Source organism: Streptomyces sp. NPDC001220, from assembly GCF_053597895.1.
In genome coordinates this window covers 26,729-40,452 of record NZ_JBSFJE010000007.1, presented here as the reverse complement: position 1 = coordinate 40,452, position 13,724 = coordinate 26,729, and the positions used below count along the sequence as shown (strand labels likewise).

Sequence of the window (13,724 nt, the reverse complement as noted above, 5' to 3'; positions counted from 1 at the left end):
CCCGGACCGGTGACCGGGGTCCGCACCCGGCGCCTGGGTCGGTGACCCCCCGTTCCACCCGGCGTCCGGACCGGTGACCGGGGTCCGCACCCGGCGCCTGGGTCGGTGACCCCCCGTTCCACCCGGCGTCCGGACCGGTGACCGGGGTCCGCACCCGGCGTCCGGGACGGTGCCCCCCGTTCCACCCGGCGTCCGGACCGGCGACCAAGGTTCGCACCCGGCGTCCGGACCGGTGACCTCGGTTCCCACCCGGCGTCTGGGGCCGTGGCGTCAGCTGGGGAACATCCCGGCGGTCGCGTTGACCCAGGTGCCGGTGAGGGCGACCCCGGCGTCCGAGGCGAGGAACGCGGCCAGCGCCGCGATGTCCGCGATCCGCGGAGAGCGCTTCGTCATCCGCAGCGAATCCAGGTGGGCGCGGATACCGGCAACCGCCGCCTCGTCCATCGCCGGGGCGCCCGCCGCGCTCAGCTTCTCCGGGGTGAGCGTGTCGGTGACCCCGGCGGCCCAGATCCCGCAGACCCGGACGCCGGACGGGCCGACCTCCTGGGCGAGCTGCCGGACGAGCGCGTCGATCGCGCCGTCGGCGGCGCCCGTACCGCCGAGCATCGGGGTGCCGTTGTGGGAACCGCTGTTCAGGGCGAGGATCACACCCGAACCCTGCGCGGCCATCCGGCGCGCGGCCGCCTTGGCGGTGATGAACTGGCAGGCGATGCCCCGCACCACCGGCCGGGTGTAGTCCTCGACCGACATCTCGGTCAGCGGGACGCCCTGGAGGTCCCCGCGCGGTACGAGGTTGAGGGAGACGTCGATCCGGCCCGCCCGCTCGACCACGGCTTCCGCGTGCGCCTCGACGGCGGCCTCGTCCTCGGCGTCGACCACGTCGAACTCGGCGCCGGTCTCCGCCGCGACCTCCCGCAGCGTCGCCGCCGTACGCCCGGCCAGGAACACCCGCGCCCCGGCCCGTGCGTACTCCCGCGCCACCCCGGCCCCGAGCGCACCGGCTCCGCCGTACACGACCGCGACCTTGTCCTTCAGCAACATGACTGGAGCTCCGTTCGGCTTCGTGAATGTCCGTTGCCTCATAGGACGCGCGGCAGCCGTGAACTCATCGGTCTCATCGAATCGGTTCGGTTCGGTTCAGAGTGTCATCGGCAGGCCGAAGGCCGGGAAGAGGTGGGGCTCGAAGGTGGTGATCTCGGCGATCCGGCCGCCCTCGATCCGCAGCACGTCGATGAGCTGGGCGCGGAAGACGCTGGTCCCGGGGCGTTGCAGGTAACCGGCCACGGCGGGCTGGCCGTTGGCGCGCACGGGCAGGTGGCGCCAGTGGCCTGCGAACATCGGGGACGCCGGGTCGAGGTTGGGACGGACGAAGCCGAAGAGCGCGTCGCGGGAGGTGAACCAGAACGGGTTCGGCGGCATGGTGAGCACCGCGTCCTCGCGGACGAGGTCGACCATGGCGTCGATGTCGGCGCGGGCGGCGGCTTCCATGTAGCGCTGGAGCAGGGCCAGGTCCGTCGCGCTGGGGGCGGTGGCCGGGGCCGACCAGTCCTCCCGGCGTCCGGGCAGCGCCTCCCGAAGAGCCGAACGGCCGCGCTGCACCGCGCTGTTGGTCGAGGCGAGGCTCGCGCCCAGCAGGTCGGCGGTCTCCCGCGCCGACCAGCCGGCCACATCACGCAGGATCACCGCGGCCCGTTGGCGGGGCGGGAGCTGCTGGATGGCGGTGAGGAAGACCAGCTCCAGGGTCTCGCCGGCCACGGCCTGCTCGTCGGGCTCGTGCTGCGGCGCGGCGGGCTCGGGCAACTGGTCGTCGGGGAACGGCTGCAGCCAGGGCATACGGGGTGGCGGCGGACCGTCGCCCGAGTCCATGCCCGGCACGGGTTCGTAGGGGACCGGGCGCCGGTTCTGCCTGCGCAGGAAGTCCAGGCACAGGTTGGTGGCGATCCGGTACAGCCAGGCGCGGGTGTTGTCGACCCCGTCCAGGGTCTCCTTGGCCCGCCAGGCCCGCAGGAACGCCTCCTGGGTGAGGTCCTCGGCCTCGTCGTAGGACCCGAGCAACCGGTAGCAGTGCACGCGCAGTTCGCGGCGGTGGCCCTCGACGAGGGCGGTGAAGTCGGTGTCGTCGGATTTCGTCTCGGTCGGGGGCGTGACGATTTCCGGGGCGGCCGGTGCGACGCTTCCCGTGACGATTTCCGGGGCGGCGGGGGTGACGTGTTCCGTGACGTTTTTCGCGTCGGCCGCTGTGACGTCTCCCGCGCTGACCGTCGTTACGTCTCCCGCACTGACCGTCGTTACGCCTCCCGCACCGGCGGTCGTGACGCCTCCCGCGTCGACGCCTCCGAGGGCGGTCCGGCCCGGCCGCCGCCCCGACGATTGCCCCTGCCCCGACCCCGACCCCGACCCCTCCCCGGCCTCCCGGGCGAGGCGTCGTAGCTGGGCGAAGCGGGTGGTGAGGTCCTCCACGTCCGCGTGGAACGCGGTCCCCGGCGCCAGCCGCACCCGCCCGAGCCGGTCCCCGAGGTCCGAGAGCAGTTCCCTGGCCGGGGGCGTGCCGTCCGCCCGTCGCCGTTGCCGGTAGGCCCGCTGGCGGCAGGCCTGGGAGCAGTACGACGCGGTACGGCCGGGGCCGCCGCCGCTCTCGATCGGGTTGCCGCAGGCCTCGCAACTGCCTCTCATGCCCGGCACCTTATGCCCGGTGTGTCATGTCCGGCCCAGCCCGGTGACGAGAAGGGCGACGAGTCGGCGGGCGTCGTAGCCGGGGTCGTTCTCCGCGCCGATGCAGAGGTTGCCGACGCCGCGCATCAGCTCGATCGCGGCGATGTCGGTGTGGATCTCGCCGGACTCGGTCGCCGCGTCGAGGAGCCGGGTGCAGACCGGCACCAGACGGTCCAGGAAGTGGGCGTGCAGGGTGTCGAAGCCCGCCTGGTCGGAGCGCAGGGCCGCGGCGAGGCCGTGCTTGGTGACCAGGAAGTCCACGAAGAGGTCGATCCAGCTGCGCAGCGCGTCGTACGGGCCGGGCGCGTCGGCCAGCAGGGCCGGGCCGGCCTCGGCGCAGGCCTCCACCTGGTGCCGGTAGACGGCGATGATCAGGTCCGCGCGGGTCGCGAAGTGCCGGTAGATCGTCGCCGTGCCGACGCCCGCCCGGGCCGCGATGTCGCGTACCGGCGCCTCCACGCCCGACGCGACGAACGCCGCCGCGGCCGCCTCCAGCAGGGTCGTCTCGTTGCGCCGGGCGTCCGCCCGGCGGGGCCGGACCGCCTGCTCCTCGTCCTTCATCGTCCGTCCTTCGTCGGGTGCTCCCTCCGGTGTCACCCTATCGGGGCGTTGCTAAACGGGACAGCGTTCCGTATCGTCGAAGACGTGAAACGGGACATCGTCCCGCTTTCTGGTTCGTCCCTGTTGTCTTTGTGTTGTGTTACGTCAATGTGAGGAGACCCGGTCATGCAGTACCGCAGCTTGGGCCGTACCGGTGTGCAGGTCAGCGCGCTCGCGCTCGGCGCGATGAACTTCGGCGCGGTCGGCCGCACCACGCAGGCGGAGGCGACGGCGATCGTCGACGCCGCGCTGGACGCCGGCATCAACCTGATCGACACCGCCGACATGTACGGCCAGGGCGAGTCGGAGGAGATGGTCGGCAAGGCGATCGCCGGCCGCCGTGAGGACATCGTGCTGGCCACGAAGGCGGGCATGCCGATGGGCGACGAGCGCAATCACCGCGGCGGTTCACGGCGGTGGCTGGTCACCGGGCTGGAGAACAGCCTGCGCCGGCTCGGCGTCGACCACGTGGACCTCTACCAGATACACCGCTGGGACCCGGCCACGAGCGACGAGGAGACCCTGTCGGCGCTGACCGACCTGCAACGCGCGGGAAAGATCCGCCACTTCGGCTCCTCGACCTTCCCGGCGTACCGGATCGTGCAGGGCCAATGGGCGGCGCGCGAGCACCACCTGAGCCGTTACGTCACCGAACAGCCCAGCTACTCCCTGCTCCAGCGCGGCGTCGAGGCCCACGTGCTGCCGGTGACCGAGGAGTACGGGATGGGCGTGCTGGCGTGGAGCCCGCTGGCCTCGGGCTGGCTGTCGGGGGCCGTGCGCAAGGGCCGGCCCATCACGACCAACCGGTCCCAGCTCCTTCCCGACCGCTTCGATCTCGCCCTGCCCGCCAACCAGGCCCGGCTCGACGCCGTGGAGCGGCTCGCCGCCGTGGCCGAGGAGGCCGGACTGACCCTGATCCAGCTCGCGCTCGGCTTCGTCACCGCGCACCCCGCCGTCACCAGCGCCCTCATCGGCCCCCGCACCCAGGACCACCTGAACTCCCAGCTCGCCGCCGCCGACACGGTGCTCTCCGCCGATGTCCTCGACGCGATCGACGCGATCGTCGCGCCCGGCACCGACCTGGCCGCCCACGAGAAGCACGACACCCCGCCCGCTCTGCTCGACCCGTTGCTGCGCCGCCGCTGACCAACGGCAGAGAGGCCGCCCCATGGCATCCACGACCACGACCCCACCCCGCTTCGGGATCATGACCGCTCCCATGCAGGTGTCGTACGACGACGTCCTGCGGGTCTGGCGGGAGGCGGACGCGATTCCCCAGATCGAGCACGCCTGGCTCTTCGACCACCTCATGCCGATCGGCGGCGATCCCGAAGGGCCGATCTTCGAGGGCTGGACGCTGCTGTCCGCCCTGGCCGCCCAGACGCGACGGCTGCGCCTCGGGCTCCTGGTGACCAGCAACCGTCTCCGGCCGCCCGCGATACTGGCGAAGATCGCCACGACCGTCGACGTCGTCTCCGGCGGCCGGCTCGACTTCGGCATCGGTGTCGGCTCACGGCCGCACCCGCCCGAGGCCCGCCGCGAATACCGGGCGCACGGCCTGCCCTTCATCCCTCCGGCACAGGCCGTCGAGAACCTCGCCGAGGCCTGCGCCCTGATCCGCCGGTTGTGGACGGCCGCCGAACCCTTCGACTTCCACGGCACCCACCACCAGCTCACCGGTGCCTTCGCCAACCCCAAACCCGTCCAGCGCCCGCATCCGCCGATCCTGATCGGGGGCCGCTCGGCGGCGACCCTGCGGGTGACCGCCGAACACGCCGACCTCTGGAACATCCCGGGCGGCGACATCGAGGACTGCGTGCGCCGCAGTGCCCTTCTGGACCGCTACTGCTCGGAGATCGGCCGCGACCCCGCCGAGATCGCCCGCTCCATCCATCTTCCCGTCTCCTACGACCACCCGGAAACGACCCGCACCGCGATCGCGGAGGCACTGAACGCCGGCTTCCGGCACATCGTCCTGGGCCTGCCGGCCCCGTATCCGGAGGGAGTCGCGAGCTGGGTGACAGACGAACTGATCGACAAGGAGGCCTGACTTCCCCGGGGGAGAGAGGGGGGAAGAGATGTCGTCCCGGACGCGTGGCGTACCGGTTGCCGCCGGGCAGCCCCACGGCGACAACCGGCTGAGCGGGGCGTGCCGGGTCTGTGCGGTGTGCGGCTCTTTGCTGAACCGTCGGCCGCTCCTACCGAAGTACGGCCCGCTCAGGATCCGGGTGCCACATCTCAGGCTTTCCAACCCGCGATCCGCGCAGTACTCGCGGTCGCCCGGAGGGTGTCACCAGCCGAGGACGTCCTCGTCGGCGCGCTCCTCCCGGGGCGGAGTCACCGGGCGCGGGTCGTGGCAGGTGAATCCGAGGCGGGTCAGTGCGCGGCGCATTTCCAGCGTCGTGAAGTCGCGCCGGTTCTGCCGGGTGATCACCTCACCGACCTGCATCACGGGGTAGACACGGCCGTCGATGGTCACGCCGACGCCGGTGACAGGTTCGGGCGTGTGGCTGCTCATCGACTGTTCGACCTCGCTCTTGGTCAGGTCGAAGGGGAAACGGGCGATGACAACACGCATGGATGCCTCCTCAGGGGGCGACCGCGAGACGCGGCGGGACGGGGTTTCGGACGGCTGTCAGGGGGTGAGGGCGAGAACGCCCGGGGTGTATCCGTGTTTCGTCGACCACGGCGGACACGTCCGGGGTGCGGTCCAGCGTCGGGGCGGGCGGGACGGGCGTGGGCTCGGCCAGGCCGCCGGGAGCGCGTCCCCGTGCTCCGGCAGTGAGCTGGTCCTCCTTCGGCTACGAATCGGCCCTTGAGGAGGTACGGCGGGTGCGGGCGGCGGAGGACCGGCCTCCGCGACCACGGCCCCGGCCGCGGCCGGCGGACCGTGTGCCCTCGCGTGCCGCCTCGGTGGCCGGTGGGGCCAGGGTGACGGGCACACCCGAGGGGGTGCGGGCGCCGGTGATGCGATGCAGTTCGGCCTCACCGGGACGGACCTGGACGGCACTCGCGGTGATCCCGGCGTCCGTCATCAGGCGGTCCACGGCGCGCCGCTGGTGCGGCAGGACGAGGGTCACGACGGTTCCGGTCTCGCCGGCGCGCGCGGTACGGCCGCCGCGGTGCAGGTAGTCCTTGTGGTCGGCGGGCGGGTCGACGTTGACGACGAGGTCGAGGCCGTCGACGTGGATGCCGCGGGCGGCGACGTTGGTGGCGACCAGGACCGAGACGTGGCCGTCCTTGAACTGGGCGAGTGTCCGGGTGCGCTGCGACTGGGACTTGCCGCCGTGCAGCGCCGAGGCCCGCACACCGACGGCGAGCAGCCGCTTGGCGAGCCGGTCCACCGCGTGCTTGGTGTCCAGGAACATCAGCACGCGTCCGTCACGGGCCGCGATCTCGGTGGCGGCGGTCTCCTTGTCGGCGTCGCGCACATGCAGCAGGTGGTGCTCCATGGTGGTGACCGCGCCCGCGGACGGGTCGACCGAGTGCACGACGGGGTCGTGGAGGTAGCGGCGGACCAGGAGGTCGATGTTCCGGTCCAGGGTGGCCGAGAACAGCAGCCGCTGGCCGCCGGCCGGGACCTGGTCGAGCAGTGCGGTCACCTGCGGCATGAAGCCCATGTCGGCCATCTGGTCGGCCTCGTCGAGGACGGCGATGTTGACCTGGTCCACCCGGCAGGCGCCCCGCTCGATGAGGTCCCGGAGCCGGCCGGGCGTCGCGACGACGACCTCGGCGCCGGCACGCAGGTCGCTGACCTGACGGCCGATCGACATGCCGCCGACCACGGTGGCGAGCCGCAGGCGCAGGGCGCGGGCGTAGGGGGTGAGCGCGTCGGTGACCTGCTGGGCCAGCTCGCGGGTGGGGACGAGGATCAGGGCGAGCGGCTGCTTGGGCTGGGCACGCTGCCCGTCCAGGCGGGCCAGCAGCGGCAGGCCGAAGGCGAGCGTCTTGCCCGAGCCCGTGCGGCCCCGGCCCAGGACGTCCCGGCCGGCCAGCGCGTTCGGCAGGGTGGCTGCCTGGATCGGGAAGGGGACGGTCACGCCTTCGGTGCGGAGGGCCGCCAGCAGCCGCTCGGGCATGTCCAGTTCGTCGAACGTCTCGACTGCGGGCAGCGGCTCGGTGAGGGTGACCGGCAGGGCGAACTCCTGGCGGCGCGGGGCGGAACGTTGGGCCTGGCCGTTCTTGCGGCCGGTGCCGGCGCCCTGACGGGGGCCCTGGTGGCCGGATCCCTGGCCGCGGAAGCGGTTGCCGGGGGTGGAACTGGAGCCTGCCGAGCGTGCGGTGTTGCGGTCCGTGCGGTGGCGGCCGGAACTGCCGCCGGTGCGGCGGGTGCGGTTCAAGAAGGAACCTTCCTCGATGCGGCGTATCGAGGAATTCCGGCCGGCGGGCGGGTGACCGCGCGAGGAATCACAAGAATGAGCCGGAGAAAAAAAGGAAAAAGCTGGGGCCCGCACCCCAAGAGCGCGGGCCCCAGCCTCAAATCGTGCGAGCTAGTGGCTCGCCACGGTTCGCGTCAGCTTCAGGCGGGAACGATGTTCTCGGCCTGCGGGCCCTTCTGGCCCTGCGTGACGTCGAAGGTCACCTTCTGGCCTTCCTGAAGCTCGCGGAAGCCCTGGGTGGCGATGTTCGAGTAGTGGGCGAAGACGTCGGGGCCGCCACCCTCCTGCTCGATGAAGCCGAAGCCCTTTTCCGCGTTGAACCACTTCACGGTGCCAGATGCCATATTGAATCTCCCTTGAGGGGCAGTGCCGGACTCCGCACTTTACGAAGCCGAGTCGCCGCGATGATCACCCCTCCGGAATGATCCGGAAAGCTTTACAAAGAAAAAATTTCTCTGGCAACCAAAACTGCAACTGCTATCACGCTAACACAGGTGGGCTGTAAGCGGCCATGTGTTTTCGGGGCCGCACGGGAATTCTAGTGCCGCCGTCGGGGGCATTTCTGTGCTGGCGGCACTAGGTATCCGTGCGGCACCCGTCGAGCTTCCGGCTTATCTCCCGGTTCAGCCGGAGGGCGTCCTCCAGCTGGTTCTCCAGGGAGATGATCCGGCACGCGGCCTCGACGGGGGTGCCCTGGTCGACCAGCTCCCGGGCGCGGGCGGCGATGCGCAGTTGACGGCGGGAGTACCTGCGGTGACCGCCTTGCGAACGCAACGGGGCGATCAGCCCGGCGTCGCCGACGGAGCGGAGGAAGGCGGGGGTTGTGCCGAGAACGGCGGCGGCCCGTCCCATGGTGTAGGCGGGGTAGTCGTCATCGTCGAGGTTGCCGGCGACCGGGGCGTTCTCAGCGGGCATGACACCTTCGTTTCGGGGACGCGGCGGGGGGCCCGGGCGGGCCTGGCACCGGTCTCCGAAGGATCCGGCACCATCCGCGTCGCAGGGCAACCCTAACTCCGGCAGCCCTGAAGATGTGGCTCCGCCGTGACAGATTTCTGCCGGCCGTCGGGCCCGCGCGCGGCGTGGCCGGCGGCCCGCGCCCGGCGCGCGATCAGTCCGTTCGGCGTATCGCCCAGGTCGGGACGGCGGGTCCGCGCGGCGACGGGTTCGCGTGGGCGGTCCGTCTCGGCCGGTGGGGTCAGCCTCCGCCGCCCAGCAGGTCGTGGGCGGCGACCCACAGGGTGTAGGGGTTGGCCAGGTCGGGGTGGGCGGCCGTCAGCCGGTCGATCAGCTCGGCCGGTGCGGAGCTGCGGGCCAGGGCCGTCTCGAAGTCGGCCAGGTAGCGGCGGCTCTCGTCGATCTGGCGGCGGGCGTCGTCATCGGGGGCCGAGGGGTCGCGGTGGCCGGCGATCAGGGTGTCGGACGCCAGCGCCGCCACGGTGTCCAGGGCCCGCGCCCAGTCGGCCCGGGAGTCGGGGGTGGAGCCCGCCAGCCACATGTGGGTCCGGTTGTAGACGACGTCACCGGAGACGACCAGGCTCAGCTCGGGGACGTGGACGACGCTGGAGTGCCCGGTGTCGGTGGTCCCGACCGGGATCACCGTGGCCGTCGCGGCTCCGACCGGGAGGGTGGTGCCCGCCAGCGGTCCGGGCGCGACGGGCTCGGCGGTCAGCCCACCGGGGAAGAACCCGCCCCAGACCTTCAGATAGCCCGGCGAGATCTGCTCCCGCATCGCGGGGACGGAGTCCGCCAGGGCCACCGGCCTGGCCCGCGGGAACGCCGTGAGGATCTCCGACAGCCCGAGGAAGTGGTCGGCGTGCGGATGGGTGATGTAGACGTGGTCGGGCTCGCGGTCGTGGGACCTCACCCACTCGGCCAGCTCCCGCCCCTCCCGCACGGTGATCAGGCAGTCGACCAGCAGGGCGCCCTCGTCGTCGCTGATCAGGGTCGCGGTGCTGGGCGGCCAGGTGGCCGGCCCCACCGCCTCCTCGAATTCCGGCACCGCACTCGGGATCGGCTTGGGACCCGCCACGAACACGTCGAAGTCAAGGCTCATCGCCACATGATCGTGCCTGGAGCGGCCAGGACGTATCCGCATGATGACCGCACCACCCGCCGACGCCCGCTGCGACCTGGGGGCCGCCCGGGCCCGCCCCGGACATGCTCACCTGCAGGGTCCGGCGTGTCGCCGGCCGGGCGGGGCCTGTCCGGCGGACGGGCCCCGGTGCAGTCATGTTGCTGATACCACCGGGTGGGGCGCGGCCGGATGCTGGTGGTCCGGGTCCTCCGGCAGGGCGTCGTCGTCGCGAGTCGACGCACCGCGCGCGCGTCCACGAGAACACACGGATCTTCGAATTCGCCCGCTCCGACCGGGAGATGGTCCGGACTCGACGCGCTCGACCGGACCCGCGGCCCCGAGCGCGCACGGGAATCCACCGGGTGGTTGCCTCGGCCACCCGGCGCGGTCGGGCCACCCGTCACACGAAGGAGCAGAAGGACTACGCCATGCCGATGATCGACGTGTATGCCACGACCGGCACGTTCCCGGACAAGCACCGGCTCGCCCGGGACCTCGCCGCGGCCCTGATGGCCATCGAGGAGGTCCCGGACATCGCGATGTTCCGCCAGAACACCGCCGCCTTCGTCCACGAGCTGCCGGCCGGTGACCTCTCGAACGTAGACGGCGCCTCCGACCACGTCCGCGTGCAGGTGCTGACCAATGCGGGCGCGCTCGACCGTGACAAGCAGCTCGCGGTGGTGCGCCGGTTCACCGGCATGGTCGCGGAGGCCGCCGCCGACCCGGCCCTCGCGGACCGCACCTGGGTGCTGCTGACCGAGGCCGTGCCCGGCGGATGGGGGCTGGCCGGCCACGCCCACACCAACGACGAACTCGTCGCAGCGGCCCGCAAGCAGATCGCGGAGCTGCGGTCGGCGGCCGGCGACCGGTGACGGGCTAGCACCCGGTACTCACGCCTGTTCGTGGATCAAGGCCCCGGCCAGGGTGGCCCGGATCGAGGCAGGATCAGCGGCACACCGTCGTCGTCGTCGCCGTAGCCGTCGCCATCGTCGTCGCCGTCGCCGTCGTCCGCGGGGCCGGTGTCGCGGTAGGGCTCATCGATGCGCCCTATATTGGGCCGGGTGAGGGTGGCGTTTCCGCGATGACCGGCGAGGACACGGCCGTGGTCGGGCGGCGTGCGGAGTTGTCCCGGCTGCGGGAGCTGGTCGCCCCGCCCCACCAGGAGAGCCGGGTTCTGCTGCTCCTGGGCGATCCGGGCCTGGGCAAGACCGCCCTGCTGGCCGAGGCCGCGCGGGCGGCCGGGGCGGCCGGGATGAGGGTGCTCGCGACCACCGGCCGGGAGTCGGAGCGGGATCTGGCGTTCGCCGGGCTGCACCAGTTGCTGCGTCCGCTGCTGGACCGGGTGGCCGGTCTGCCGCCCCGGCAGGCGGAGGCGCTGCGCGGTGCGTTCGGGCTCTCCGCGGAGCCCGTGCCGCCGGACCCGCTGCTCACCGGGATCGCCGTACTCACCCTGCTGTCCGAGCTGTCCGACGAGCGGCCGCTGCTGGTCGTCGTCGACGACACGCAGTGGCTGGACCGTGCCTCGCTCGACGCGCTCGCCTTCACCGCCCGCCGGCTGGAGTCGGAGCGGCTCGTGCTGCTCGCCGGTGCGCGAGGGCCCGTACCCCCCGCCGGTTTCGAACGGGACCTGCCCCAGCTGCTGCTACGGCCGCTGGCCCGGGCGGACGCCGGCCTGCTCCTGGACGCCCAGCCGCACCCGCCGCACGGCCGGCTGCGTGAACAGGTCCTGGCGCAGGCGGCCGGCAACCCGCTGGCGCTGATCGAGCTGGCCAGGATGATCGCCGCGGATCCCGACGCGGGGCGCCGCTGGACCGCCCAGCCGCTGCCGCCGACCGGGCAGCTGACCGCGATCATGGCCGCCCAGTACGTCACCCTGCCCGCGGCCGCCCGGTCCGCGTTGCTGCTCGCGGCCGCCGCCGACAGCCCGGACCTCACCACGGCGATACCGGGGCTGTCCGCCGACGCGCTCGCCCCGGCGGAGGCGGCGGGGCTGATCCGCCTGGACACCCCGGGCCCGCAGTTCGCCCATCCGCTGACCCGGTCGGCCGTCTACCACGCCGCGTCCTTCGCCGAGCGGGCCGCCGCGCACCGGCAGGTCGCCGACGCGCTCCGCGACCAGCCGGACCGGCACGCCTGGCACCTGGCCGCCGCGGCCCTGGAACCCGACGAGAAGCTGGCCGCGCTCCTCGAGGACAGCGCGACCCAGGCACAACGGCGTGGCGGTGCCGCCGCTGCCGCGCGTGCCCTGGAGCGCGCCGCCGAGCTGAGCCCCGGCGAACCCGACAGGGCCCGCCGGCTGCTGGCCGCCGCCGACCTCGCGCTGCCCGCCGGACAGGCCGACTGGGTGAGGGAGTTGGCGGGCCGGGTGCTCACCCTGACGTCCGATCCGGACCTGCGGATCGCCGCCCGGCTGGACATCGGCTGGTCGCTGCTGTGGTCCAACCGCAACGCCGACGCGATCGACACCCTCCTGTCCGTCGCCGCGGAGGCCGCCCCGAAGCTGCCGGCCATCGCCTGGCAGGCCGCCTGGATGGCCGCCACGGTGGTCCACCAGACCGGACTCCCGGAGGTCCGCGACAAGACACGCGCGGCCCTCGACGCTCTGGACGCCCTCGGCTCCGGGGACGGGTCGGAGGGCTGGCCCGCCGCCCGTGCCGAGGAGTACCGCCTCTGGATCCGGGCCTGCACGGACCCGTTCGGCGAGCGAGCCGACCTCGTGCCCCGGCTGCGGCGGCTGACGGACGGCTCCCGGGGGGCCCGGGGATCCCAGGGCCCCCTCTTCGACCCGGGCACGGTCGGCGCCGCGGCCTGGGTCCTGGACGAGACCGAACTCGCGGTCAGGGTGCTGCGGGAGGCGCTGAGCCGGCTGCGCGCCCCCGGCGTGCGCGGTGCGAGCGGCGGGGTCCTGTCGGCCCTGGAGTGGGCGTGTGTCGACAGCGGGCGCTGGGACGACGCGCTCGCGGCCGCCCGTGAGGCGAGGGACATCGCCGCGGCCTACAAGATGGAGACCGTCGCCGGCTCGGCCGACCTCACCACGGCCGTCGTGGCGGCCCTGCGCGGTGAACACGAGCAGGTGGCACCGCTGCTGGCCCGGGTGCGTGCCGCCGTGGACACCTCCGAGTACCGCGGGTTCGCGGCCCGGATCCGGCAGGCGGCCGGGCTCGCCGCACTGGCCCAGGGCGACCACGGCACCGCCTACGCCCAGCTCAGCCGGCTCTTCGCGGCCGACGGCACCCCCCTGCACCACCACTTCTCGTATCTCGCCGTCGCCGATCTCGCCGCCGCCGCGGCGCGCTGCGAACGGCACCTCGAGGCACGGACGGTGCTGGAGCGCGCCGTGGCCCTGCTGAAGCCCGCGCCCGGACCGCGCCTGGAACAACTCGCCGCCCGAGCCCGCGGGTTGCTCGCCGACCCCGACGAGGCGGAGGCCCACTTCGCCGCGCCGCTCGCCGATCCCGCCGGAGACGCCTGGCCGTTCGAGCGGGCCCAGCTCCAGCTGGACCACGGGGAGTGGCTGCGCCGGCGCCGCCGCATCAACGACGCCAAGCCCGTCCTGGCCGCCGCCCTGGAGACGTTCCGCCGCCTGGGCGCCGTGCCCTGGACCCGGCGCGCGGAGTCCGAACTGCGGGCCTGCGGTGTCCCCGTGCAGGCCCCGCCGGCCGCCCCGGGCGCGCTGGACGGACTCACCGCCCAGCAGCGCGAGATCGTCGTCCTGGCCGGACACGGCCTGACCAACGGCGAGATCGCCGACCGGCTCTTCCTGTCCCCGCGCACGGTCGCCTCACACCTGTACCGCTCCTACCCCAAGCTGGGCATCGCGGGCCGCCACCAACTCCGCGCCCTCATCGACCGGCAGGGCACGCCACCGGCCGGCGGGCAGCGGCGACAACACCTGTGACCGGCACGGCCGGGTCTGACACCGTCGTGGGCCGAGGGGCCGTGGCCGGTTCGCTCTCCGA

Annotated in this window: 12 protein-coding genes; 4 read left to right on the top strand and 8 right to left on the bottom strand. The window is 73.2% G+C overall.

Annotation, left to right across the window (positions count from 1 at the left end):
• Positions 1 to 270 precede the first annotated feature (270 nt).
• The 3 genes from ACWDGI_RS18165 to ACWDGI_RS18155 all read right to left on the bottom strand — a co-directional run bounded on the left by ACWDGI_RS18165 (position 271) and on the right by ACWDGI_RS18155 (position 3,273).
• Positions 271 to 1,041 carry an SDR family oxidoreductase gene (locus tag ACWDGI_RS18165; protein WP_450760137.1) on the bottom strand — a complete coding sequence of 257 codons (771 nt, stop codon included), beginning with the start codon at positions 1,039 to 1,041 and terminating at the stop codon, positions 271 to 273.
• 96 nt (positions 1,042 to 1,137) lie between these two features.
• Complete coding sequence (locus tag ACWDGI_RS18160; protein ID WP_450760135.1) at positions 1,138 to 2,673, bottom strand: RNA polymerase subunit sigma-70; 1,536 nt, start codon at positions 2,671 to 2,673, stop codon at positions 1,138 to 1,140.
• Between the two features lie 24 nt (positions 2,674 to 2,697).
• Complete coding sequence (locus ACWDGI_RS18155; RefSeq protein ID WP_450760133.1) at positions 2,698 to 3,273, bottom strand: TetR/AcrR family transcriptional regulator; 576 nt, start codon at positions 3,271 to 3,273, stop codon at positions 2,698 to 2,700.
• Between the two features lie 165 nt (positions 3,274 to 3,438).
• Between ACWDGI_RS18155 and ACWDGI_RS18150 the strand changes: the two genes are divergently transcribed.
• Both ACWDGI_RS18150 and ACWDGI_RS18145 read left to right on the top strand, forming a co-directional pair.
• Positions 3,439 to 4,458 carry an aldo/keto reductase gene (locus ACWDGI_RS18150; RefSeq protein WP_450760131.1) on the top strand — a complete coding sequence of 340 codons (1,020 nt, stop codon included), beginning with the start codon at positions 3,439 to 3,441 and terminating at the stop codon, positions 4,456 to 4,458.
• Between the two features lie 22 nt (positions 4,459 to 4,480).
• Positions 4,481 to 5,362: an LLM class flavin-dependent oxidoreductase gene (locus ACWDGI_RS18145; RefSeq protein WP_450760129.1), complete on the top strand. Its 882-nt coding sequence runs from the start codon at positions 4,481 to 4,483 to the stop codon at positions 5,360 to 5,362.
• Positions 5,363 to 5,602: 240 nt separating this feature from the next.
• On the opposite strand, the gene ACWDGI_RS18140 is transcribed toward ACWDGI_RS18145, so the two are convergent.
• The 5 genes from ACWDGI_RS18140 to ACWDGI_RS18120 all read right to left on the bottom strand — a co-directional run bounded on the left by ACWDGI_RS18140 (position 5,603) and on the right by ACWDGI_RS18120 (position 9,744).
• The gene (locus tag ACWDGI_RS18140) at positions 5,603 to 5,890 is read right to left on the bottom strand and encodes an SCO5918 family protein (RefSeq protein ID WP_450760127.1); all 288 of its coding nucleotides are present in this window, start codon (positions 5,888 to 5,890) and stop codon (positions 5,603 to 5,605) included.
• A 223-nt stretch (positions 5,891 to 6,113) separates the two neighbouring features.
• Complete coding sequence (locus ACWDGI_RS18135) at positions 6,114 to 7,652, bottom strand: DEAD/DEAH box helicase (RefSeq protein ID WP_450760125.1); 1,539 nt, start codon at positions 7,650 to 7,652, stop codon at positions 6,114 to 6,116.
• 179 nt (positions 7,653 to 7,831) lie between these two features.
• On the bottom strand, positions 7,832 to 8,035 hold the full coding sequence (locus ACWDGI_RS18130; RefSeq protein WP_031482971.1) for a cold-shock protein: 204 nt from the start codon (positions 8,033 to 8,035) through the stop codon (positions 7,832 to 7,834).
• Between the two features lie 232 nt (positions 8,036 to 8,267).
• Positions 8,268 to 8,606, bottom strand: coding sequence for a helix-turn-helix domain-containing protein (locus ACWDGI_RS18125; protein ID WP_450760123.1), 339 nt, complete (start codon positions 8,604 to 8,606; stop codon positions 8,268 to 8,270).
• A gap of 280 nt (positions 8,607 to 8,886) precedes the next feature.
• The gene (locus ACWDGI_RS18120; protein WP_450760121.1) at positions 8,887 to 9,744 is read right to left on the bottom strand and encodes an MBL fold metallo-hydrolase; all 858 of its coding nucleotides are present in this window, start codon (positions 9,742 to 9,744) and stop codon (positions 8,887 to 8,889) included.
• A 449-nt stretch (positions 9,745 to 10,193) separates the two neighbouring features.
• On the opposite strand from ACWDGI_RS18120, the gene ACWDGI_RS18115 reads away from it, so the two are divergent.
• Both ACWDGI_RS18115 and ACWDGI_RS18110 read left to right on the top strand, forming a co-directional pair.
• Complete coding sequence (locus ACWDGI_RS18115) at positions 10,194 to 10,637, top strand: hypothetical protein (protein WP_450760119.1); 444 nt, start codon at positions 10,194 to 10,196, stop codon at positions 10,635 to 10,637.
• 209 nt (positions 10,638 to 10,846) lie between these two features.
• Positions 10,847 to 13,663, top strand: coding sequence for an AAA family ATPase (locus ACWDGI_RS18110; RefSeq protein WP_450760117.1), 2,817 nt, complete (start codon positions 10,847 to 10,849; stop codon positions 13,661 to 13,663).
• The last annotated feature ends 61 nt before the right edge of the window (positions 13,664 to 13,724 follow it).

Coding starts and splice junctions, on each gene's coding strand:
- ACWDGI_RS18125 (WP_450760123.1), bottom strand. CDS start 8,606: ATGCCCGCTGAGAACGCCCCGGTCGCCGGCAACCTCGACGATGACGAC.
- ACWDGI_RS18145 (WP_450760129.1), top strand. CDS start 4,481: ATGGCATCCACGACCACGACCCCACCCCGCTTCGGGATCATGACCGCT.
- ACWDGI_RS18165 (WP_450760137.1), bottom strand. CDS start 1,041: ATGTTGCTGAAGGACAAGGTCGCGGTCGTGTACGGCGGAGCCGGTGCG.
- ACWDGI_RS18140 (WP_450760127.1), bottom strand. CDS start 5,890: ATGCGTGTTGTCATCGCCCGTTTCCCCTTCGACCTGACCAAGAGCGAG.
- ACWDGI_RS18110 (WP_450760117.1), top strand. CDS start 10,847: ATGACCGGCGAGGACACGGCCGTGGTCGGGCGGCGTGCGGAGTTGTCC.
- ACWDGI_RS18115 (WP_450760119.1), top strand. CDS start 10,194: ATGCCGATGATCGACGTGTATGCCACGACCGGCACGTTCCCGGACAAG.
- ACWDGI_RS18120 (WP_450760121.1), bottom strand. CDS start 9,744: ATGAGCCTTGACTTCGACGTGTTCGTGGCGGGTCCCAAGCCGATCCCG.
- ACWDGI_RS18160 (WP_450760135.1), bottom strand. CDS start 2,673: ATGAGAGGCAGTTGCGAGGCCTGCGGCAACCCGATCGAGAGCGGCGGC.
- ACWDGI_RS18155 (WP_450760133.1), bottom strand. CDS start 3,273: ATGAAGGACGAGGAGCAGGCGGTCCGGCCCCGCCGGGCGGACGCCCGG.
- ACWDGI_RS18130 (WP_031482971.1), bottom strand. CDS start 8,035: ATGGCATCTGGCACCGTGAAGTGGTTCAACGCGGAAAAGGGCTTCGGC.
- ACWDGI_RS18150 (WP_450760131.1), top strand. CDS start 3,439: ATGCAGTACCGCAGCTTGGGCCGTACCGGTGTGCAGGTCAGCGCGCTC.